This window comes from Amycolatopsis pretoriensis (assembly GCF_900107925.1).
Lineage (GTDB): Bacteria > Actinomycetota > Actinomycetes > Mycobacteriales > Pseudonocardiaceae > Amycolatopsis > Amycolatopsis pretoriensis.
Genome location: NZ_FNUJ01000010.1, coordinates 293,919 through 316,082, shown reverse-complemented (window position 1 = coordinate 316,082; position 22,164 = coordinate 293,919). Strand labels below are relative to the sequence as shown.

14 protein-coding genes are annotated in these 22,164 nt (G+C 69.6%); 3 read left to right on the top strand and 11 right to left on the bottom strand.

Going from position 1 to position 22,164, the window contains the following annotated elements; genetic code table 11:
* Positions 1–4: 4 nt before the first annotated feature.
* The 7 genes from BLV96_RS50355 to BLV96_RS38800 all read right to left on the bottom strand — a co-directional run bounded on the left by BLV96_RS50355 (position 5) and on the right by BLV96_RS38800 (position 10,918).
* Positions 5–1,258, bottom strand: coding sequence for a CHAT domain-containing protein (locus tag BLV96_RS50355; RefSeq protein WP_208608438.1), 1,254 nt, complete (start codon positions 1,256–1,258; stop codon positions 5–7).
* Positions 1,255–1,491, bottom strand: a complete 237-nt coding sequence (locus tag BLV96_RS38825; protein WP_086681304.1) for a hypothetical protein — start codon at positions 1,489–1,491, stop codon at positions 1,255–1,257. Before BLV96_RS38825 ends, BLV96_RS50355 begins: the two co-directional genes overlap by 4 nt.
* Before the next feature lies 1 nt (position 1,492).
* Entirely contained in the window at positions 1,493–3,421 is a 1,929-nt protein-coding gene (locus BLV96_RS38820; RefSeq protein WP_086681306.1) for a hypothetical protein, read from the bottom strand.
* 21 nt (positions 3,422–3,442) lie between these two features.
* Positions 3,443–4,957: a hypothetical protein gene (locus BLV96_RS38815; RefSeq protein WP_143051087.1), complete on the bottom strand. Its 1,515-nt coding sequence runs from the start codon at positions 4,955–4,957 to the stop codon at positions 3,443–3,445.
* Positions 4,958–5,088: 131 nt separating this feature from the next.
* Positions 5,089–5,787 (bottom strand): Crp/Fnr family transcriptional regulator, encoded by a 699-nt coding sequence (locus BLV96_RS38810; RefSeq protein ID WP_143051086.1) that lies wholly within the window; start codon positions 5,785–5,787, stop codon positions 5,089–5,091.
* Positions 5,788–5,859: 72 nt separating this feature from the next.
* Positions 5,860–6,552 carry a Crp/Fnr family transcriptional regulator gene (locus tag BLV96_RS38805; protein ID WP_091390192.1) on the bottom strand — a complete coding sequence of 231 codons (693 nt, stop codon included), beginning with the start codon at positions 6,550–6,552 and terminating at the stop codon, positions 5,860–5,862.
* A 97-nt stretch (positions 6,553–6,649) separates the two neighbouring features.
* Positions 6,650–10,918 (bottom strand): hypothetical protein, encoded by a 4,269-nt coding sequence (locus BLV96_RS38800; RefSeq protein ID WP_143051085.1) that lies wholly within the window; start codon positions 10,916–10,918, stop codon positions 6,650–6,652.
* Positions 10,919–11,048: 130 nt separating this feature from the next.
* Here BLV96_RS38800 and BLV96_RS38795 point away from each other — a divergent pair, with 130 nt between their 5' ends.
* The gene (locus tag BLV96_RS38795) at positions 11,049–11,357 is read left to right on the top strand and encodes a hypothetical protein (protein ID WP_143051084.1); all 309 of its coding nucleotides are present in this window, start codon (positions 11,049–11,051) and stop codon (positions 11,355–11,357) included.
* Between the two features lie 43 nt (positions 11,358–11,400).
* On the opposite strand, the gene BLV96_RS38790 is transcribed toward BLV96_RS38795, so the two are convergent.
* The 3 genes from BLV96_RS38790 to BLV96_RS38780 form a co-directional block, all read right to left on the bottom strand.
* On the bottom strand, positions 11,401–13,884 hold the full coding sequence (locus BLV96_RS38790; protein WP_086684859.1) for a DNA gyrase/topoisomerase IV subunit A: 2,484 nt from the start codon (positions 13,882–13,884) through the stop codon (positions 11,401–11,403).
* Positions 13,885–13,912: 28 nt separating this feature from the next.
* Positions 13,913–15,964 (bottom strand): DNA gyrase/topoisomerase IV subunit B, encoded by a 2,052-nt coding sequence (locus tag BLV96_RS38785; protein ID WP_091390190.1) that lies wholly within the window; start codon positions 15,962–15,964, stop codon positions 13,913–13,915.
* A 134-nt stretch (positions 15,965–16,098) separates the two neighbouring features.
* Positions 16,099–17,454 (bottom strand): hypothetical protein, encoded by a 1,356-nt coding sequence (locus BLV96_RS38780; RefSeq protein WP_086675460.1) that lies wholly within the window; start codon positions 17,452–17,454, stop codon positions 16,099–16,101.
* 108 nt (positions 17,455–17,562) lie between these two features.
* Here BLV96_RS38780 and BLV96_RS38775 point away from each other — a divergent pair, with 108 nt between their 5' ends.
* Together BLV96_RS38775 and BLV96_RS38770 are read left to right on the top strand one after the other, a co-directional pair.
* Positions 17,563–18,651, top strand: coding sequence for an LLM class flavin-dependent oxidoreductase (locus BLV96_RS38775; protein ID WP_086675461.1), 1,089 nt, complete (start codon positions 17,563–17,565; stop codon positions 18,649–18,651).
* Positions 18,648–19,232, top strand: coding sequence for an FMN reductase (locus BLV96_RS38770; RefSeq protein WP_086675462.1), 585 nt, complete (start codon positions 18,648–18,650; stop codon positions 19,230–19,232). Before BLV96_RS38775 ends, BLV96_RS38770 begins: the two co-directional genes overlap by 4 nt.
* A gap of 1,115 nt (positions 19,233–20,347) precedes the next feature.
* Here BLV96_RS38770 and BLV96_RS38765 read toward each other — a convergent pair.
* On the bottom strand, positions 20,348–21,571 hold the full coding sequence (locus tag BLV96_RS38765) for an HNH endonuclease signature motif containing protein (RefSeq protein ID WP_091390188.1): 1,224 nt from the start codon (positions 21,569–21,571) through the stop codon (positions 20,348–20,350).
* Positions 21,572–22,164 lie beyond the last annotated feature (593 nt).

Below are 22,164 nucleotides of genomic sequence, written 5' to 3'. Positions count from 1 at the left end.
CCGGTCAGCTCCGGCGGAACAGCACGGGTACTTCGCCGCCGCGGCCGTGGCTGTTCCCGGTCACCATCGCCGCCTTGCCGATCCGGTACGCGGGCTCGATCGCCCGCCCGGCCACCAGCGCCTGGTAGAAACCCACGCTGAAGTCCATCGCCGACTGGTCCCCGATCCAGCTCCGCATGCCGATCACGTAGCTGATGTGCTCGGACAGCGACTGCGCCAGGTCCTCGCTGTAGCAGGCGTTGACGATGACGCATTCGACCGTGTCGGACACCTCCTTGAACAAGGCGGCGACCCCGTTGGTGGAGAGCAGCCGGGTGCCCCCGCCCTCGGCCTCGGCGACGAACCGGCCGTCCTCGGCCCCGTGCCCGGACAGGTGGACGATCCGCGGTGCGAAGTCGAGCAGCGCCTGGGTCAGGTCTCTCGCGCGCATCGCCCCCTGTTCGGCGAGCTCGAAGCGATCTCGCTGCTTGCCGTAACGCAGCGTCTGCTTGATGTCCCGGACCTCTTCGGCGAGCCTCAGCCGGTCGAAGCTCGACGGGTTCGCGGCGAGGTAGAGGATCCGCACCTGTCCGGAGTTCGCCGTCGCCGCGTGACCGACCTGCACCGAAAGGTTCTTCGCCGTCTCCACGCGCTGCGCCGCTCCGTCGACGCACATCGCGGTGATGCGCACCGGCACTTCGCGACCGGCTTCCCGCGCCAGCACGTGGAACGTGAACGGCTCCTGCTCGCCCGGTTGCAGGTACCCGAGGTCGGCGGTGACGCCGTTCGGGTCCATCACCAGCGGACCCTGCAGGCTCAGCCGGCCCCAGCTGATCGGGGTCGGGCCGGTGTTGCTCACGTAGCCGCGCAGGGTGTCCCATTCGCCGTGGGCCAGCACGGGGGTGGACAACGTGATGTCGAAGCGCGGCAGCGGCACCTTGACGTCCTCGACTTCGGCGGCCACCACCAGCGGGGAGCTGAAGTCCGCGACGCGGAACGCCGCCCCGTGCTGGTCGCGGAAGGAGAAGTTGGTGCTGGTCGCCTGCCAGCGGCCGGCCTGCCGGGGGCGGACCCGGACGACCGCGTCGCAGGACTCGCCCGGAGCCAGCCGGGACGCCTCGAGCGCGCGGTTGCCCCGGACGGCCGGCACCTGGGGCGGCAGCCGCAGCGTGAACACGATGTTCGTGCAGGTGCCGCCACCGCCGTTGGTCAGGCGGAGGGTGAGATCGGTGGCCCGGCCCACATTCAGCTCGCCCGCCAGCAGCTCGGCTCGGATCATTTCGGCAGCCCCTGCCCGTGGTGGGCCTTGCCGCAGCTGTCGCAGTGCACGGGGAAGAGGCCCCCGAACACCGGCGCGTCGAGCACCGCGACCGCGCCGAACGCCGGGTCGAGCACCACGGGCACCTGGTGCTCGCGGCACAGCGGCTTGCCGCAGTGGTGGCAGACGGCGTCGACCACCACCGTGCCCTGTTCGTCTTCACGGGCGTTGCAGTCGCTGCATTCCCAAGCCATGTCAGTTCTCCCCGTCCCACGGGCCGTCCGCCCGGTTCAGCTCCGCCATCTCGCGCTCGATCTCGGCGTCGAACTGCCGGAACAGCTCTTCCGAAATCCGGCCCTGCGCCACGGCCTGCTGGAAGTCCTTACGCCGCCGTCGCAGGTCGAGCAGCGCCTTCGCCCGGTCGTCGTCCGCCGGCTCGGCGCCCTTCGGGGGCCGGTACCCGCGCTGGTGGTTCCGGCCCGGCGGCTCCGCCCGCGTCCGCGCCTTCAGCGTTTCGCCGACGATGTCGTGCAGGCCGTACCAGACCGACTCGATGCGCTCCTCCATCTCGTCGCTGGCGAAGGCGCCCTTCACCGAGAGCCGGACCTTGCTGTTGCCGGCCTCGGCGTGGATGTCCCCGCCGTACACCTCTTCGCCGGTCAGCCCGACGTAGAAGTCGACCGGGTAGACGCCTTCGTAGAGCCGGCCACCGATGTCCCACGCGCGGTTGAGCGCGTTGGCCCGGTCGCCGTTGCGCGGCGCGTGCCCGATCACCCACTTGACGTAGTAGTCGCTGTCGCTCATGGCGTTCGTCAGCGCGATCAACGTCTCGTGGTCGGGGATCACCCCGGGATATTCGTGGCTTTCCGGGCGGGCCAGGAGATCGTCCTTCTTCTGATCGGGCACGACCCGCACGTCCTGGTACCGCACACCGCTCAGGCTGAGCGAGATGTCCGCGGTGACCTCGGTCTTCACCTCGCTGTCGCCGCGGCCGCTGCGGCGCCCGCCCATCGGGTGGTAGACCTCGACGCCTGCGAGCCCGGAAAGCGCCCCCTTGAAGGAGACTTTGAGCGAACCGGTGATCACGTCGGTGAGCCGGATCCGGTCCTCGAACCGGACCGAGAGGGTCAGCCGGTGATCGGCCCGTGCCCCCAGCGGCAGCTGCTTCCATTCGATCAGCCGGCCGCCGGTGACCGGGTCGGCCTGGCCGCCGATCGTCGCGCTCTCGGAGACGTACTCGACGTTCCCCCACGACGCCGGGACGTAGAGCCTCAGCCGCTCGACCTTGTCGGCTTCGAGGCTCGCCTCCTCCGAAGGCCAGTTGCCCAGCCACTGCAGGTCCAGCTGCAGCGCCCGCTGGTCGGACTCGGGCACCAGAGCCGGCGTCAGCCACAGCGGGAACGCGTCGACCTCCAGCTCACTGGTGAGCCGGTGGGTGAGCTCGAGCTGCCACTTGGCGCCGGCGCGGCTCTCCGGCGTCGCGAGGAACGGGTGCTGGTGGACGAGCCCGGTCAGCGGCAGCACCGGCGGCGTGAACGTGCGGTCGGTGAACTCCAGCCCGGCCCGGCCGAGCAGGACGGCGTACCCGGCCGAGAACTCCACGTCCTGCGCCGGGTCGAGCCGGAACTTCGTGCGGTAGTCGCGCAAGCGGTCCTGGTCCGGGCGGCCGAAGGTCATGTCCAGCGTGATGCCGCCTTCGACCGGCGTGACCGAACTGTGGTAGGCGCCCCGCTCGTCCAGGGTGAGCCGGCCCTGCACGATTTCCCGCACCTTCACGGAATCGATGCTCGGCACCACCGGCAGCTTCGGCCGGTTCTCGAACGCCGCGACGGCCCGGCGGTGGTCCTCCCACCAGATCAGCGCCCCGGCGGCGAGCCCGGCCAGGAGCAGGACGAGCCCGACGGCCACCGACGCGAACATCAGCAGGAACCCCAGGGCCGCCACGCCGCCGCCGACGAAGGCGTACTTGCGGATCGGCGGTTTCACCACGTGCCGGTGCTCGTCGCAGTGCTGCGGTTCGGCCTTCTGGAAGCCGAGCCCGGCGAACTCGCTGGTGATGATCGTTCCCGACCGGTGCCGCTGGCACAGCGGCCGGCCGCAGTGGTGGCACAGTGCCGCGATCTCCGGCGATCCGCAGCGGTGGCACCGGGTCCGCGGGGCCCGGGACCGGATCCTGATCGACATTTCGGCTCCCTCTCGTGGCGTTCAGTGCGTGGCGCGGGTGCGGGCGAAGCGGTCGCGGATGACGGCGTGCAGAGCGTTCATCTCGCGGGTGATCGCCCCGCTCGTCCGCGGCAGCGCGCCGTGCATGAACAACCTGAGCTCGCCGCTCGGGAAGGTGGTGGTGAAGGTCTGGCCGCCGCGGCGGATCTGACGTTCGGTCTCGTGCCGGGTTCCTTCGACGTAGAGCGTCAAGGTCATCTTCTCCGGGCCTTCCGCCCGTTCGGCCGTGCCCGCCCACTGGCGTTTCGTCCCGTCGTCGGACACGCGCCGGAAGCCGACGGTGAAACCCCTGGTGCGCAACGCGTTTTCGATGTCGGCAATCCGCGCGTCCTCCGGGATCACCTCGTCGAAGTACAGGTGCTGGTGCGGTTTCAGGGTGCGCCGCGCGAACGCGTCGTCGAGGATGAGCTGCATCCGGGTCCCGACCCAGCTGACCTCTTCGTGGCCGTCCAGGTCGGTCTTCCGCCCGGTGCCGTCGAACAACCGGGTCCGCATGCCCGAGAGCAGGTAGCCGGGGACCTTGACCTCCACCCGGCCGTCGAGGCTCGGCTGCTGGTACAGCTCGCCCGGCTGCTCGATCGAGAGCGCCATCGCCTCGGTGGTGAACTCCAGTTCGTCCTCACGCCCCTTGGTGGGCGCGACGGCGTGCATCGGGATGTTCCGCCACTCGATGCTGCGTTCGACCGGGTTGTAGATGATCGGCGGCGCTTTCTGGCCGCTTTCCGGCAGGATGAGGGTGAGCGCGCGCAGGGACGTGATGGACGGCCAGTCGAGCGAGATCCGATCGATCACCGGGCTCGGCCGGTCGCGCTCCTCCTTCCACGGCAGCACCAGCCGGACCTTGAGGACCAGCCAGAGGAACGACTCGAAGTTCGGTTGCTGGCTCAGTTTCGAGAAGTCCACCCCGCCGTCGCCGGTCGCCGCGATCCGGTATTCGTCGACGGTGTCCGGGTCGAGCAGTTCCACCTGCACGTCGATCGGGATCACCCCGAGCAGCTCCGGTTTCGGCGCGTAGTCGTGGCTGATCACGCAGGCGTGCCGGTCGCCACTCAGTTCGTCCACCCCGCCCGGGCTGCCCTCTCCGGTGACCGGAACCCGGATCGGGAGCGCGCCGTAGGTGTCGTCGAGACCGAGCTTTTCGCCCAGGTCGGTCTGCTGGTGGCCGGCGAAGACCACGTGGCCGATCAGCGCGTTGACCGGTTCGCCCGAGGGCAGCCCGGGCAACGCCCTCGCGACGTCGTCGCAGGCCTGGCGGGTGAAGTGGTCGGCCCCGTCGAACGGCACGACGATCTCGATCTCGCCGCTGGGCGGCGCGCTGCGCCGGGTCGAGGCGTTGCGCGAAAGCTCCTGTTCGTAGCTGTAGTGCTCGGTCAGCTTCACGGTTTCCGGGAGGGCGCGGGCGAAGACGTCCTCGCCCGGGGCCGGCCCGGCCCGGCGCCCGCCGAGCCCGCTGACCGCGTTGCGCACCTGCAGGAACCTGTCACGGGGAGTCGGCATCGAGAACCCTTTCGGCACAGGCGCCCCTCGCCCGGAAGGACGACAGCCGGTGCGGCGAAGTCCCTGCCAATGGCGGTGGCGGAAGAATGACGGCACCCACTCTGTGACAGAACGCGATCGCCGACCCCGTACTAGTACGGGATCTCGTCAGGAAGTTCGCCGAATCGCCGCAGCCGGCTCAGATCGGTCACCAGGACTCGCCGGTAACGGCGGTCGAGCGCGCCCGCTTCTTCGAGAAGCCGGAACGCCTTCTCCACCGAACTCAGCCCCGTCCCGGCCAGCGAGGCGATGTCTTTTTGCGATAGGGGAATGACGAGACCCCGGCCGACCTCCACGGTTTCGCCCCAGCGCTGCGTGACCTCCAGCAGTGCCCGGGCGACCCGGACCGGCGCCGGGCAGACCATGAAGTCGATCCCGCGGCGGTCGGAACCCCGCAGCCGTTCGCTGAGCACCCGGGCCACCGCCAGACAGGCGTCCGGGCTCCGCTCGAGGAAGTCGCCGAGGTCCGGGCTGTGGATGATCCGCCCCTTGACCGGCACGCACGCGATCACGTGCGCCGCGCGCGGACGCCGTTCCAGCGTCGCCATTTCCCCCAGCAGGTCGCCGCGGCCCCGGACGGCGAGCACGACGTCACGACCCCGCTCGGTGTCGACGACGATCTTGACCAGGCCCTCGAGGACGAGCAGCGTGTGCCGCGCCGAATCGCCCTGGCGGATGATGCGCTGGTGCGCGTCGTAGCCGATCGGGGTGCCGAGCTGCAGCAACGCCTCCCGGGCCCGGCGGCTGAGCCTGCCGAGCAGGGAACGGGACGGCCATTTCTCGACGCTCACCGAAAGCACTGTGCCGCGCCGCACCGCGCCGGATCCCGTGCTGGCACGGGATCCGGCGATTCCGCCGCGCCGCTAGGACGTCAGGCCGGCGGCCAGGCGCAGCGCGGGGAGGTCCAGGATCGTCATCCGGCGGTACCCGGTGTCGAGCACCTTCCGGTGCCGCAGTTCGGTGAGCGACTTGTGCACGGTCGGCTCGGCGGCGCCGATCAGCGCGGCGAGTTCGGGCTGGGTGATGGGAAAGCCGATTTCCCAGCCTCGGGAGGTGAGCGCGCCGTAGGCCGAGACGAGGGAAACGAGGATGCGCGCCAGGCGCGCCGGGACGTCGTACCCGCTGAAGTCGATCCGGCGCTGCGTGGACCACCTGAGCTTGGCGGCCACCATCCGGCTGACCGCCATCGCCGCGTCCGGGTGGCGGATGAGGAAGCGCTGGAACTCCGCGCGGCCGATCACGCGGGTGCGCAGCCGCCCGACCGCCGTCACGGTGGCCGACCGCGGCTGGCCGTCCAGCCCGGCGAGTTCGCCCACCAGCTCCCCGCCGCCGCGGACCGCCAGCAGGGCGCGGCCGCCGTCGGCGGTCGTCGCGGTCACCTTGACGCACCCCTCCAGCAGGAGCACGACGAAGGTGGTCGACTCGCCTTCGCGTACCACCACGTCCCCGGGGCGGTACACCCGTTCCGCGCCGACCTGGACGAGGCTCGAAACCGTGGACGGCGCCAACGCGGCGAACATCCCCCTGCCGGACGGCAGCCGATCGCGGACGACCATGGGCGACCTCGCCCCTTCCCCTGCGGAGTGGCCTGTTTCACCCACCAAGCTCGCCGGAAATGGCGCCGGCGTTACAACCCGTTCGGCCCAATCGTGCTCACGGTGCCAAAAGCTCCCCGTGCTTTTGTTCCGCTTCGTAGATCAATTCGTCGAGGAGCGATCGGCGTTCCGGCCCTATTCCCGGCTCGGCTCGCAGCCGGCTCAGCCGCGCCGCGACGTCGCCCGGATCGCGCAGGCCGGCCGGCGTGCACGGGCCCGGTGCCCAGACGCGGATCGCTTGGCGCGACGCGGTGTCCAGCGGACCGCCATCACCTGGTGCGGCGCGGAGCAACGGTTCCCAGTCGCCGAGGAACGCCAGCCCGGCGAGCCGTCCGGCCGCCACGCTGGGCGGCAACCCGGCGGTGTCGAATCCGTCGAGCAGCCGATGGGCGCTGGACGGGTCCGCGCTTTCCCGGGCCAGGCCGCCGAGTGCGGCGAGGACCCGGGCGTGCGGAGCCACTTCAACGATTCCGTAACGGCCGGTGGAAATGGTCTCGACCGTTGTAGCGATGTAACGGTTCCCGGCGATTTCGAGTACTCGGGAAAGTGTGCCGGTGAGCCGGGCCGCCGCGACGGCCAGTACCCATTCCGTGTCGTCGTGCCCGTCGGCCAAGACGTACTCGCGTGCGGCGGCGCCGAGGAGTGGTGCCGCGGTGCGCGATCCGTCCCACGACGGTGCGTAGCCCGCCAGTTCCTGCAGCGCGCCGTCGAGTCCTTCGGCGAGGAACTGATCCAGTTCGGCGGGCGCGGGGCTCGTGTGGGCCAGCATCGTGCTCCACGGCCAATACCAGCGCGCCGCGAGACCGCGGTCGCGCAGGACCCGTGCCGCGCGCCGGGTCGCGACGAAGCCGCGTCGCCGGTCGGCTTGGTACACGGCTTGCCCGAGGGCGGCCAGCCCTTCGATCCGGTCCGCCTCCACGACGGCGGCGAGGTCCGCGACCACTTTCGCCGCGTGGTCGACGGTGGCCGGTGACGACACCGCCGCGGCGGCGATCAGGAGGCGGTCCAGCGGTGAGTCCGCCCGGGCGGCGAACACCAGGGCCTCGTGGTTCTCCGGGCTCTCCGGCTCCGTGCCCTCGAGGAGATCACCGACCGCGGACCCGATGCCGTAGGAGTACCTCCGGCGCAGGAGTTCCGGCCCGTCCCGCAGTCGTTCGAGCAGCCTCAGCCGCAGTTCGTTGGCCTCACGGATGGTCCCGGCGCCGGACAGTGCCGGCAGCTGTGCTTCGACTTCGGCGAGGCGTGCCGACAGCACGGTCGTCCGGATTTCGTCCAGGTGGCGTGGTACCAGCACGTCGAACGAGCGCAGCACGTCGTCGGCCGCGACGGCGACCCGGTGCCCGGCGGACCGGAGCAGGTCGGCCAGCAGGACTTCGAGACCCCGGATCCGCCCGCTGATCAGGGCCATGGCCGCGACCTGGGTGTCGGCGGCGTACTCCCCGGTCAGGACCGCGGCGAGGACCTGACGCAGCCAGGGCCCGAACACCCGGTGCGTTCGGTGCTGGAAGATGTGCGGTTCGGAGAGCACCCCGAGGACCTCGACCTGCGTCGTGACGGGTGTCGTCCGGGCGAGGAGAAGGTCGGCGAGAGCCTGCCAGGCCGGTGGGGCCATGGTCAGCACCAAGGCTTCTGCCGCCACCCGGTGCGCGTGCGCTCCGGCGGTCGCGTCCGCGAGCAGCGCCGTCCAGGTCCGCACGTGATCGAGGCTCATCGCCGGCCGGAACGCCAAAAGCCGCGCCGCGAACCGGGGATCGGCGGTGCGCACACTGCGTACCATCAGGTCCACGACCTCGTCGGGGGTACTGGGCAGCCGCGCGGCGAGCAGGCAGGGGTCGCGCCAGGCGAACACGCGGGCGCGCTGCCGGATGTGGTCGCCGGGCACCTGCAAGGTTTGTGCGGCGAAGAAGTCCCGCTCGGCCAGCCGGATGAACCGCGCCCCCTCGCCATCCGGTTCGAGAATCCCGCGATCGAAGAAGGCGTGAACGTCGATCGTGGGCACCACCGGCCGGTGTGCGCCGACGCTCGCCGCGGCGAAGGACGCCAGTGCCGCCACGGCTTCCTCGGTGAGGTCGTCGACGAAGTACTTCTCGTAGACCTTCTCGAGGGGCATCGGCACCCGGGCTGTCAAGGCTGTCTCGGCGACCATGGTGACCAATCCCGGCGGCGCGGTGGAATCGGCACGGTGCAGCTCGAGGATGCCCTTCTTGATCTCATCCCGCTCGCTCGCCGTGAGGGGGAACCCGTTGAGGTACCAGCCGATCTCGGCGTCGTTCCACGGTTCCAGCTCCAGCACCGGGAGGTCGAACGCGTCGGCTGCCCAGGTCCGGTTGCGCACCGCGATGGTCAGCCGGATCCGGGGATACCGGCTCAGGAGCGACCGGGACCACGCGGCGATCCGGTTCCGGTCTTCGGCCGGTATTTCGTCGAGGCCGTCGAGCAGGAGGTGAACGGCGCCGAGCACGAGTGTTCCGGGAGGCAACGGCAGGTCCGGTGGCTCGGCACTCGTCACCAGATCGACTGCGGAGACGAGGACGGGCATGCGCAGCGGTTTCGCCCGCGGTCCGGGGCGGGCGATGTCGAGGGCACCGCGGAAGGCCAGCTCGCGCAGCAGCCGTGACTTCCCGGCGCCAGGACCGCCGGTCAGCACGGCCGTCTGCACTGAGCGGGTGACCATCGTGTCGTGGAAGGTTTCGTGTTCACGCGAGAGTTCCACGACCAGTTCGCGGGCCTGCTCGAGGTAGTACGCACGGACGAAGCGGTCGCGCAGTTCGTCGACGTCGGGTGCTTCGCCACCCGGATGCCGCTGGTCCACCGCGGTCAGCAGCCCGACCACCGCCGTCACGGCGTCCGGCCGGGTGAGGCCGGTGATCGGCGAAAGGCGGCGGAGGAGTTCCGGCAGGTCGTCCCAGTGCGCGAAGGGATCTTCGGCGGCCAGCCACTCGGTGGCCACCGCGGCGGCCGCGTGCACCGCACGGAGCGCGCCGGGGGGCTGGGTGTCCCACTTGACCGTGCGGTACGCAGACAGGTGCAGCTGGGCCAGGTGATCGAGCCAGGCGTCCGCTTCGGGGAACGTGCGCTGGGCCTGGGTGCGGATCTCGTGGAGGAGGTGGAAGGCGACGAGTGCCTGTCCTTCGAGCAGGCCGTCGAAGACCGCTTCGAGCTCGGCGACATCGGCGACGTACGGCCGGAACCGGGTGGTGAGGGCGAGGAAGCGTTGAAGGCGAACGAGATCCGCGTACGGCAGCTCGGCGAAGACGTCACGCAGGAGGCTGATCTCCAGCCACGCGGCGTCCGACAGGACGGGGCGGTCGCCGGTCGTCATGGCGAAGTCGATCAAGATCGGCTGGCCCTCGACGCACATCGCGTTGCGCGCGTTCAGATCCCCGTGCACGACCCCGCGCACGCGGCCGAACCGGGGATCGGTGAGCGCGGGACGGAGGCCACCGGCGGGATCGGCGGTCCGCACCCTGTCGGCGACCACCGAATCGACGGACCGGTCAATGGTCGTGAAAGCGCCGTCGAGCCGCCGGCGTTGCTCGGTGAACCGGGTCTGGACCACTCGGCCGGCGAAGCAGGCTATCCCGTCTGGCGTTTCGACCCGGATCTCTCCTCCACCGGAATCCGCGACGCGCAGTTCCTGTCCGACGGTGAATTGCCCGCTGCCGAAGGAAGCTTCGATGACGTCGTCGGCATAGACCGGCTCCGCACGCACCGAGCCGGGATCGAGCACGACGTCAGGGCCGAGCGAAGGATTGAGATCGCGCAGGCTCCGCGCTTCCGGAACGGGACTGCGGCGGTTGTGGAACGGGGTCGACAACTTGGTGAACAACTGCTCGATCATCCGCCGGGCCGCACGGACTTCGGTGGGGTCGTCGAACGCGGCGCGGACGAGGTCTTCCAGGGTGGGCGCGGGGATCCGGGGCCGGCCGGCGTACTCGGCGACGTGCGCGTACGCCACGGCCTCGACCACGCCGTCCTGCTGTGCGGCGGGATCCACGGCTCCCGGCGTCGCCTCCTGGACGGGGGCGCACACGGTCGCCGGGTATTCCACCAGGTATTTCCGGAAATTGGCGTATTCAGTGGCCATTTCGGCGGCCGGGCCGATTTTCACGACCCGTTGCCGGTATTCGGCGCCGGCTCGCAAGGCGACTTCGACGACGACGGCACCGCTCCGGCCGGCGTCGATCAGCCGGGTGATTTCGATCATCTCGACCGGGCCGTGCCAGCCGTTGCCGGATCGGCCGATCCGCTGCAAAGCGTGCCGGATCATGCCCCTTCGTTCGGGCGGGAGATCGACCCCACCGGTCAGGATCTCGGCATCGGCCACCTGAACCTCCCCGGCGAGGCGTCGCTGCGTAGGCTGGACACCCTACCGAGGTCCCGTCACCGGCGGAAACACCGGAGGTCGTATGTCGGAACAGTCCCACCGCCGGGAGTGGGCGGCGGTGTGCGGCCGGTTGCGACGCATCGGCGGCGACGCGAACTGGTTCGCGCTTCGGCCTCGTTTCGACGCACTGGTCGCGGCAACGCGCGCGGGTGAGGACACGCTCGCCGGCTGGCACGCCCTCGAAGCGGACATCGCCCGGCTCGTCGCCGCGGAACTGGACCAGACGATCCGTCACGGCGAGTTCGAGGACGAGAGTTTCCCCGGCCCGACGGCAATGCACCAATGCCCGCGCGCGCTTTGCGACCGGGTGTTACCGGCGACGCCGGACCGGCCACCGGCCTGTCCGCTGTTCGGCGTCGCCATGTCCGAGCGAGCCTGACCGGTCTCCGGGGTGACCCGGCGTCGAGCCACCCCGGAACAGGTCAGTCGCGCTCGATGAGGTGGCCTACCACGTCCGGGCCTGGGTGGGCGTGGCCTGAACCGTCCCTGCGGACGTCGATCTCCGGGAGTTCCACCGGGTCGCCGTTCTTCGCCGCTCCGGCCGGCCTCGGGCCGATCCACGCCACTCGCAAAGCCGTTTCGCCCTTCAGGAACCGCTGGGCCCGGACTCCGCCCGTGGCTCGGCCCTTCGCCGGGTACTCGCTGAACGGCGTCACCTTGACGCTGGCGCCCGTCGAGGTGATCACCAGGGGCTCGCCGTGCTCGTCGTCGTCCGTGCGGATTGCTCCGAAGAAAACCACCGTGCCCGCGCCGACGTTGATGCCGGCCATGCCGCCGCCCTTCAAGCCCTGGGGGCGGACCAGCGAGGCCGCGTACTTCAGCAGCGACGCCTCCGACGTCATGAACGCCAGCGTCTCCGTGCCGTCCGTCAACCACGTCGCTCCGACGACCTCGTCGCCGTCCTTCAACGAGATCACTTCGAACTCGTCCGAGCGGACCGGCCACTCCGGCGAACAGATCTTCACCACGCCCGCGCGGGTGCCCAGTGCCAGGCCCGGGGACCCCGCCGCCTGCTCGCCGAGCGGTGCGATGCCGACGACCGTCTCGCCCTTCTCCAGCGGGACCAGCTCGCGCGCCGCCATGCCGCCGCGCAACGAGACCGTGCCCGCCTGTTCCGGCAGCACCGGCAGCGGCAGCACGTCCGTCTTGAACGCGCGGCCGCGGCTCGTCACCAGCAGGATCTGGCCGCGGGCCGTCGTGTGGACCACCGCCGCCACGGCGTCGTGCTTCACGCGGCCGTTGCGCCGGCGCGTCTCCGTCGACTCCTCCGACTCCGCCGCCGTGCGCGCGACCAGGCCGGTCGCCGACAGGATCACCTGGCACGGGTCGTCCGTGACCTCCAGCGGGCCCGACGGCTTCGACGCGGCCAGGACCTCCTTGAGGTCACCGTCGATCAGGGACGTGCGGCGCTCGGTCGGGAAGTCCTTCGCGATCTTCGCCAGCTCGGCCGAGACCAGCTTCTTCAGCACGGACTCGTCGTCGAGGATCTTCGACAGCTCGGCGATCTCCTCGCGCAGCCGCTCCTGCTCCGACTCCAGCTCCAGCCGGTCGTACTTGGTCAGCCGGCGCAGCGGGGTGTCGAGGATGTAGGTCGCCTGGATCTCCGACAGCTTGAAGCGCGTCATCAAGCCGTCCTTGGCGGCCTGTGCGTTCTCGCTCTCGCGGATGAGCTTGATGACCTTGTCGATGTTCAGCAACGCGATCAGCAGGCCGTCGACTAGGTGCAGCCGCTCTTCGCGCTTGCGCCGCCGGTACTTGGTCCGCCGGGTGACGACCTCGTAGCGGTGCCGGAGGAAGACCTCGAGGAGCTCCTTCAGCCCCAGGGTCTGCGGCTGGCCGTCGACGAGCACCAGGTTGTTGATGCCGAACGACTGCTCCAGCGGCGTCAGCCGGTAGAGGTCCGCGAGCAGCGCCTGCGGGTTGACACCGACCTTGCACTCGATGACCAGCCGCGTGCCGTTCTCGCGGTCGGTCAGGTCCTTGACGTCGGCGATGCCGGTGAGCCGCTTGGACTTGTTGACCTCGTCGGTGATCTTCTCGATCACCTTCTCCGGGCCGACGCCGTAGGGCAGCTCGGTGACGGTGATCGCCTGCCGGCCGCGGCTGCCTTCGAGCGGGCCGGTCTCGCAGTTCGCGCGCATCCGGACCACGCCGCGGCCGGTCTCGTAGGCGCGGCGGACCTCGTCGAGACCCAGCAGGCTGCCGCCGGTCGGGAGGTCGGGGCCCGGCACGAACTCCATCAGCTTGTCGAGCGTCGCGGACGGGTGCGTGATCAGCCACCGCGCCGCGGCGATGACCTCGCCGAGGTTGTGCGGGATCATGTTGGTCGCCATCCCGACCGCGATCCCGGACGTGCCGTTCACCAGCAGGTTCGGGAACGCCGCGGGCAGCACGGACGGCTCCTCGAGCGAACCGTCGTAGTTCGGCCGGAAGTCGACGGTGTCTTCGCCGAGCTCGCCGACCAGCTGCATCGCCTCGGGCGACATGCGCGCTTCGGTGTACCGCGAGGCGGCCGGGCCGTCGTCCGGCGAACCGAAGTTGCCGTGGCCGTCGATCAGCGGGACGTTCAGCGAGAAGTCCTGCGCCAGCCGCACCATCGCGTCGTAGATCGCGACGTCACCGTGCGGGTGGTACTTGCCCATCACGTCGCCGACCACGCGCGACGACTTCACGTACGCGTGCGTCGGGCGGTAGCCGTTCTCGTTCATCGAGTACAGGATCCGGCGGTGCACCGGCTTCAGCCCGTCCCGCGCGTCCGGCAGGGCGCGCGAGTGGATGACCGAATACGCGTACTCCAGGTAGGAGTCCTCGATCTCGGTCTTCAGCGAGTTGTCGAAGACGTGCGCCCCGGGGGAGTCGAACGCGCTGGGATCGACCTTGGTGGTGGTGCCCTTGCGGCGTGCCACGGCAGAACTCCTTGGTAGCTAAGAAAAATTACGCGTCGATGGCTTCGCGGTCGATCCGGTCCGAGGAGGCGACCAGCCAGTTCCGCCGGGGCTCGACCTTCTCGCCCATCAGCAGTTCCAGCGCGCCTTCGGCGGCTTCGACGTCGTCCATGGTGATCCGGCGGACCGAGCGGGTGGCCGGGTTCATCGTGGTCTCCCACAGCTCGTCGGCGTCCATCTCGCCGAGACCCTTGAACCGCGGCACCGGGGTGACGATGTTCTTGCCGGCCTTCTCCAGCTCGGCGAACTTCGTCTCCATCTCCTGCTGGGTGTAGGTGAAGTGCGTCTCCGGGTTGCGGCCCTTCGTGACGAGCTTGTGCAACGGCGGCATCGCCGCGTACAGCCGGCCGTCCTCGATCACCGGGCGCATGTACTTCGCGAACAGCGTGATCAGCAGCGTGCGGATGTGCGAACCGTCGACATCCGCGTCCGCCATCAGGATCACGCGGCCGTAGCGCATGGTCGTGAGGTCGAACGTGCGACCGGTGCCCGCGCCGAGGACCTGCACGATCGACGCGATCTCGGCGTTCTTCAGCGTGTCGCCCAGGGACGCCTTCTGCACGTTCAGGATCTTGCCCCGCAACGGCAGCAGCGCCTGGTACTCCGACACGCGCGCCATCCGGGCCGACCCCAGCGCGCTGTCACCCTCGACGAGGAACAGTTCGCTGCGCGAGACGCCGGTGGTGCGGCAGTCGACCAGCTTCGGCGGCATCGCCGCGCCTTCGAGCGCGGTCTTGCGCCTTGCCGCGTCCTTCTGCTGCTTCTGCGTCAGCCGGACGCGCGCGGCGTCGACGACCTTCTGCAGCACGACCTTGGCTTCGGACTTCGTCTTGCGGTCTTCGGTCCAGGCCTTGACGTGCTTGTCGACGATGCCCTGCAGCACCCGGGTGATCCCGGCGGTGGACAGCTCGTCCTTCGTCTGCGACGTGAACTGCGGCTCCGGCAGCCGGACGTGCACGACGGCGGTCATGCCCTCGAGGACGTCCTCGATCGTCGGCATGTCCTCCTTGGGCTTGAGCAGCCCGCGGGTCTTGGAGATGGCCTCCTGCAACGCCTTCGTGACCGCGCGGTCGAAGCCGCGCCGGTGCGTGCCGCCGTGGACGTTGCGGATCGTGTTGGTGAAGCACTCGACCGTGCGCTCGTAGCCGGTGCCCCAGCGCAGCGCCACCTCGACCTCGGCGTGACGCTCCACATTGGACTGCATGACGCCGGCGGCGTCGGCCGCGTTCTCCTTGTACGTGCCTTCGCCGGTGATCAGCAGCGTGCCGCAGACCGGCTTGTCGCCCGACGGGGTCAGGAAGTCGACCATGTCGGCCAGGCCGTGCGGGAAGTGGAACGTCTCTTCGTTGATCGTGTCTTCGATCGCCGTGCGCAGCACGTACGTGACGCCCGGGACGAGGAAAGCGGTGTTGCGCAGCTTCGCCCGCACGCCCTCGACGTCCAGCGCCGCGCCGGACTCGAAGTAGCGCGCGTCGTACCAGTAGCGGATCGACGTGCCCGAGCGCTCGCCGCGCTTCATCTTGCCGACGAGGTTCAGCCCGGACCGGCGGGTGAACTTCGCCTTCGGGCCGGGTGCGTCGAAGGTGCCGGGGATGCCGTGCTTGAACGACATCTGGTGGACCTTGCCCTCTTGCTTCACCGTGACGTCGAAGCGGTGCGACAGCGCGTTGACCGCCGAAGCGCCGACGCCGTGCAGGCCGCCGGAGGTCTTGTAGCCGGAGCCGCCGAACTTGCCGCCGGCGTGCAGGCGCGTCAGCACCAGTTCGACGCCGGACAAACCGGACTTGGCGTGGGTGCCGGTGGGGATGCCGCGGCCGTCGTCGTCGACCTGGACGCTGCCGTCGGCGTGCAGGGTTACGACGATCTTCGTCGCGTGGCCGGCGACACCCTCGTCCGTCGAGTTGTCCACCACCTCGGAGAAGAGGTGGTTGATGCCCCGGCTGTCGGTGGAACCGATGTACATCCCGGGGCGTTTGCGGACGGCTTCGAGACCCTCGAGGTGGGTCAGGTCATCGGCCCCGTACAAGGTCTCGGCAGTCACAGGGTCGTTCTCCCGGATCGTGGCTCGCGAAAGTGCTGGTGGCGGTGCGGACTGGCCTGCACCGTACTGCAGGATATCCGCCCGCCCCGACAGTTTCCGCGCCCTGTCGCCCCGGGTGTGGCGCGCGCCGCCCCCTAACGGGCGTCGTACCCCAGGTCGGGCCACAGGCTCAGCAGGGCTTCGATCTTCCGCGGGACCTGGAAGCTGTTCCGGAAGTTCGGCTTTTCGCCGATCGTGGCGAGACCCTTGCGGAGGTCGCCGAACGCCGGCCGCGCGGCCGGCTCCCGGGTCAGGATGTAGCAGTACGTGCGGCGCGGGTAGGCGAACTCGTCGGTGTAGGCCTGCAGCACGAGACCGGGGGCCTCGATCCGCGACCCGACCAGGGCCCGGCCCTGCTTCTGGCTGTAGACGCGGATCACGTGCACGCCCGCGCGCAGCGTGCGCGGCGGGTCCTGGCCCTGGCCGTCGTCGGCCCAGAACAGCTCGACGCGGAACGGGAGTTCGCCGTTCTCGCCGGGGTGGGTGTACTCGCGCGAGAGCTCTTCGAGGCGGTACTCGGCTTCGGCCGACGGCTCGCCGCCTTCGACGAGGCTGACGAGGTACAGCTCCGCCGGGCGCGGCCAGTTCGGGCGCGGCACGTCGGTGGCTTCGACCTCGGCGGTTTCGGGCTCGGCCGCCGCAACCGGTTCCGAGGTCGCGCTGGTGGCCGCGGGGGTCTCCTCGGGAGCGGGCGAGTCCTGGGCGGCGGCGGGCGTGTCCGTTTCGGTCGGCGCGGCGGTCTCGGCCGGTGCCGGGCGCACCGGGGAAGGGGGAGCGGCCGGGCGCACCGGCGACGGCGCGGGCACGGCCGGGCGGACCGGTGACGGCGGCGGTGTCGCGGCGGCGGGCCGGACCGGCGTGGCCGGGCGGCTGGTGACCACCGGACGGCTCGGCGCCGCCGGGCGCGCGGGTGCCGCGGGACGCTGCGCGGTGACCGGCTTGCCGGCGCCGTACTGCTCGAGGAGCGGCTCCAGGTCACCCGCCGTCAGCGCGGGACCGGCGAGGTCGCACCACTCGAGCCAGGCCTCCTGGGCCTCTTCCACGGTGTGCTTCTCGTGCGAGAGCGTGACCGCCTCGAACAGCTGCCGCGGCCCGGCGGCGGTGACGTCGGCCGAGCCGACGACCACGAACGACGGGTCATCCTCGGCGATCACCAGCTTCGCGTTCAGCCCGCGCAGCGAGTGCACGATCACGCCCGCCTTCACCCAGTGCAGCAGGGCGTGCGGGCTCGTCGCGCCGGACAGCACCGTGTCCAGGCTCGCGTCCGTGATCAGGGTGTCGCCGGGCTGCAGCGGCAACAGGGCGGCCGCGCCGGGCCCGACGTGGCCGAAGGCCGCCACCAGGTTCCGGCGGGGCGCGAGCAATGGGGTGATCGAACCCCAGATGTCGCGGCCCGTGAGAAGTCGTACCGAACGTTCTGCCAGACCCAGCCGACCGAGCTCCGCGTCCATGTCCTTGACCTTACTTGGTGCCCTCCAGGGCATTGACGGCCGGAATATCTCTTGCTTGGAAGTAGTTGAACGCGCATGTAAGATGGGGCTCGCGAAGGGAGTCAGGTCATGCAGTTCGGAATCTTTTCGGTGGGCGACGTCACGACCGATCCCACCAACGGCACCACGCCGACGGAGCACGAGCGGATCAAGGCGATGGTCCGCATCGCGCTGAAGGCGGAGGAGGTCGGCCTCGACGTCTTCGCGACGGGCGAGCACCACAACCCGCCGTTCGTACCGTCGTCACCCACGACGATGCTGGGGTACATCGCGGCGCAGACGTCCAAAATCATCTTGTCGACATCGACGACGCTCATCACGACGAACGACCCGGTGAAGATCGCCGAGGACTTCGCGATGCTCCAGCACCTGGCCGACGGCCGCGTCGACCTGATGATGGGCCGCGGCAACACGGGCCCGGTGTACCCGTGGTTCGGCGAGGACATCCGCCAGGGCATCCCCCTCGCGATCGAGAAGTACGCCCTGCTGCGCCGGCTGTGGCGCGAGGACGTCGTCGACTGGTCCGGCAAGTTCCGCACCCCGCTGCAGGGGTTCACCTCGACGCCCCGGCCGCTCGACGGGGTGCCGCCGTTCGTGTGGCACGGGTCGATCCGCAGTCCGGAGATCGCCGAGCAGGCCGCGTTCTACGGAGACGGCTTCTTCGCCAACCACATCTTCTGGCCGACGTCCCACTTCCAGCAGCTGATCGCGTTTTATCGACAGCGCTTCGAGCACTACGGCCACGGTGCGGCGGACCAGGCGATCGTCGGGCTGGGTGGGCAGGCGTTCATCCGCCCGAGGTCGCAGGACGCGTGGAAGGAGTTCCGGCCGTACTTCGACAACGCACCGGTGTACGGCCACGGGCCGACGCTGGAGGAGTTCACCGACCAGACACCGTTGACGGTGGGCAGCCCGCAGGAGGTCATCGACAAGACGCTGACGTTCCGCGAGCACTTCGGTGACTACCAGCGGCAGCTGTTCTTGATGGACCACGCGGGGTTGCCGCTGAAGACGGTGCTGGAGCAGTTGGATCTGCTGGGGTCGGAGGTGGTCCCGGTGCTGCGCAAGGAGCTGGACTCCATGCGGCCGGCTCACGTGCCCGAGGCGCCTACGCACGCTTCTTTGTCTTCGTCGTCGTTCTCGGAGGTGTCGGAATGAAGCTCGCGGTGGTGACGGCGGGGTTGTCGGTGCCGTCGTCGTCCCGGTTGCTGGCGGATCGGCTGGCGGCGGCCACGGTGGCTGCTTCTCCCGGTTCCACGGTTTCGGTGGTGGAGCTGCGGGACGTCGCTCTGGACGTGACCAAGAACCTGCTGACGGGGTTCCCGAGTCCGGCTCTGCAGGCGGCGATTTCGACGGTGGTCTCCGCTGATGGGCTGATCGTGGTGACTCCCGTGTTCACGGCCGGGTACAGCGGGTTGTTCAAGTCGTTCTTCGACGTGCTGGACGCGGACTCGCTGGTGGGGAAGCCGGTGCTGTTGGGTGCCACTGGCGGGACCGAGCGGCACTCGTTGGTGTTGGACTACCAGTTGCGGCCGTTGTTCGGGTACTTGAAGGCGGATCCGGTGGCTACGGGGGTTTATGCCGCTTCTTCGGATTGGGGGAGCGGGGAGGGGGCCTTGCAGCGGCGGATCGAGAAGGCCGGGGCTGAGCTGGCTTCGGCTGTGGATGGTCGGGTTGGTGGTGATGAGGGGGCGGGGTTTGTTCCCTTTGCTCAGCTTTTGGCTGAGGTGGGGGAGTAGGGGTTCGGTGGCCGGCTGATGGTTCGGCCGGCCGCTGGGCGGCGATGGTCGCTGCCGGGAAGAGCTGCCGAGTGACTGACTGGCGGGGCTTGGTCGGCCGCTGGCTGGTCGGCGTGGCTTTCTGCAGGTGGGCGGCGACGATCGCTGTCGGAGTGACTGACTGGTGAGGCTCGGGTCGGTGGTGGTGGTGGTGGTGCTGTGCTGCCGGCTGAGCTGGAGATGGTCTGCCGGGGTGGCTCTACCGGGTGGTGGGGGCTCGCCGGCCTGGTCTGGAGGGGCTGCCTGCGGTTGGTTGGTGGCGTGCCGCGTGGTGTCGCCGGCGGGCGGAGCTCTGTAGGCGGTTGGAGTTGCTGGGTTGCTGCGGACTTGCGTCTGGAGTTGACGCCTGGTCGGCTTTGAGTCGGAGCGACGGCGGTAGGCGGGAAGTGCGGCTGGGGTCGCTTCGCTGCGAAGGCACCTGCGGTTGCGGGGACTGGTGGCAGTAGCCGGCAGGCGAGGTGGCTGGCGTTGGTGAGTCGAGTCCTGCAGGCGGGTTGTGTTGCGGGGGTTCCGGGACGGGGGCGGTGCCGGATGGCATTCGGTTGCAGCGGCAGTTGTAGGCGGGGAAGTGCGGCCGGGTTGCTGCGCCGCTGGGCCGTTGCGGGGATCGGTGCCAGTAGCTGGTAGGTGGCTGGCGTTGGCGAGGGCAGCTCTGTAGGCGGTCGGTGTCGCTGGGGTGCGCAGGGGCCGGGACTGGAGTCGGTGCCCGATGGCTTCCAGTCGGAGCGGCGGGCGGAGGACGGGGAGTGCGGCCGGGGTCGCTGCGCTGCTGGGCGGCTGCGGTTCTAGGACTGGTGCCGGTAGCTGGTAGCTGGTGGTCGGTGTGGCCAGTGTTGGTGGGTGGATCTCTGTCAGCCGGTGGGTGTGCTCGGATAGTTGGGGTTCGGGGAGCGGAGTCGTTGTCTGTTGGCGTTTGGTCGGAGCGGCGTTGTTGACTGCCCTGCTCGGGGGAGGGGCGTGCCGGCTGGGAATTCTGGTGGGATGAGCGGACTTCGTGTGTTGGGGCGGGTTCCTGATCTGGACGTGGGTGTAGGCCCGTAGCCGGTGGCTGCGGGCCTTTGCCATCTTCGGTTGTCTCAAGCCGCGAACGGCAGTGGCTGGTGCAGGTTGTTGCGCCTGGGTTTTCGGCGCTTGTCCAAGAATGCCGGTGGGAGAAACTCGGGAAGGCCGTCGGTGGCGATGCGGACCTCCCAGCCTGAACGGTGCAGTAACCGGTGGTGGTGGGCGCACATCAGGACCAGGTTGTCCAAGTCCGTCGGGCCGCCTTCGGCCCAGTGGCGGATGTGGTGGCCCTGGCAATGCCGGGGTGGGCGGTGGCAGCCCGGGAAGGCGCAACCTCGGTCGCGCAGGTAGAGCGCTCGGCGTAAGCCCGCTGAGATCAGGCGGCGGAGGCGGCCCAGGTTTAGTGGCTCGTTTTTCTCGCCTAGCACTGCTGGGATGATCATGCTGTCGCAGGCGTGGATTCTGGCCTCGGCTGCCGTGATTGTGCCGGTGTCGCCGAGTGTTGCCTGGCCGACTGCGGACTTCAGATCGTTGAGGTGGAGTGCGACCATCACGTGGGCTCGCTCGCCCGCCTGCATCGGCAGCGTCGGGGCGTTGAGGGCCAGATCGATCGCGTCGGAGAACGCGTCGCCGTAGCGTTCCTGTGGGGAACGGTGGTCGCCGCCTTCGTCCGTGGTGCGGCGTTCGGCCAAAGCGTCCAGGAGGGTGCTGGCCCGAGAACCCGTTTCGTCGTCGAAACGGCCGTGCAGCTCCCAGATACCGGTTCTTTTGCGGCGTAGGGAGAGTTCCCGGTTGGGGATGGCGGGTTCCGTGGTGTCGGGTTCGGGGCCGTCGGGGTCGAGGTGGGCGATGATGCGAGCCCCGAGGGCGGCGACCTGCTTGTGGCCTGCCTCGTCAGCGAAGGTGAGCAGGTGCTGCTCGGCGTCCTCGCGGTGCTCGGGCGGGATCTGCGTTAAGGCGCCGACGATGGTGTCGATCATCGGGTTGCTCAGGCGGCCCTCGGCAGCCGCGGCGGCGGTGGCGGGGGCGACTGCGGGAGGGCTGTCCAGGTGGTGGCCGGGGTGGAGGGAGCGGGCTCGTTTGACGACCGTTTCAGCGGCGGACTTCGGGACGTCCGCCAGGTGCTCGAAGAGACGCGCGACAGAGCGGTAGCCGAAGAGCTCCATCACCCCACGGCACTCGATCTCCGCCAGCAACGCACCGATCTCGGCCTCGGCGGAGCGCACTACAGTAAGCAGAGTGGAGATGCGATCGGCCAGAGCCATCGCATCCGCTTTCCACGCCGCTTCCGTTGCCATAAAACAAGGTTAGCCGACTTCGAACGCATGATCACCACACGAACGGGTGGTCCAGCGAAGTCCGCCAGAGGCACCGAAGCGTGGGGAATCGATGCGGCATCTTCAAGACTGCGGGTAATGGACCCGGTAAACCAAGTGTGTCACGCCAGACCCGACCACGACCTCAACCTGTTCAAGCGAAGCGCAGGAAGGGGAGAGGCCAGCGAAGTAAGGAACCCCCGAACCCAAGAACACAGGAACAAGATCGATCCGAACCTCAGTGAGAAGCCCAAGTTCCAAGCACTGCCGGGCAATGGAAGGCCCCGAGACCCCGACAGTCCCATCCCCGGCAGCCGCAGCCAGCTCGACGGCCCGGGCTACGTCCGGAACGAAAGTGAAAGGCGCAAGAACGGAAGACGACCAAGAAGGCGGAGGCCGATGAGTGACGACGAAGGCCGCGCCCCCACCAGGAGGACGTCCACCCCACCCCTGGGTGTAGTCGAAAACCCGTCGCCCGCAGACGAAAGCGCTGCCGCGAACCATGTCCAAAAAGGACGACAAGTACGCCGCACTGGAAGGCGACACCCGGAATGTCGTCGGGTACCCCACCATTG

What these genes read in the sequence shown, in the direction of transcription:
- BLV96_RS50355 (WP_208608438.1), bottom strand. Translation starts at nt 1,258, where the DNA reads ATGATCCGAGCCGAGCTGCTGGCGGGCGAGCTGAATGTGGGCCGGGCC.
- BLV96_RS38825 (WP_086681304.1), bottom strand. Translation starts at nt 1,491, where the DNA reads ATGGCTTGGGAATGCAGCGACTGCAACGCCCGTGAAGACGAACAGGGC.
- BLV96_RS38820 (WP_086681306.1), bottom strand. Translation starts at nt 3,421, where the DNA reads ATGTCGATCAGGATCCGGTCCCGGGCCCCGCGGACCCGGTGCCACCGC.
- BLV96_RS38815 (WP_143051087.1), bottom strand. Translation starts at nt 4,957, where the DNA reads ATGCCGACTCCCCGTGACAGGTTCCTGCAGGTGCGCAACGCGGTCAGC.
- BLV96_RS38805 (WP_091390192.1), bottom strand. Translation starts at nt 6,552, where the DNA reads ATGGTCGTCCGCGATCGGCTGCCGTCCGGCAGGGGGATGTTCGCCGCG.
- BLV96_RS38780 (WP_086675460.1), bottom strand. Translation starts at nt 17,454, where the DNA reads ATGGACGCGGAGCTCGGTCGGCTGGGTCTGGCAGAACGTTCGGTACGA.
- BLV96_RS38775 (WP_086675461.1), top strand. Translation starts at nt 17,563, where the DNA reads ATGCAGTTCGGAATCTTTTCGGTGGGCGACGTCACGACCGATCCCACC.
- BLV96_RS38770 (WP_086675462.1), top strand. Translation starts at nt 18,648, where the DNA reads ATGAAGCTCGCGGTGGTGACGGCGGGGTTGTCGGTGCCGTCGTCGTCC.
- BLV96_RS38765 (WP_091390188.1), bottom strand. Translation starts at nt 21,571, where the DNA reads ATGGCAACGGAAGCGGCGTGGAAAGCGGATGCGATGGCTCTGGCCGAT.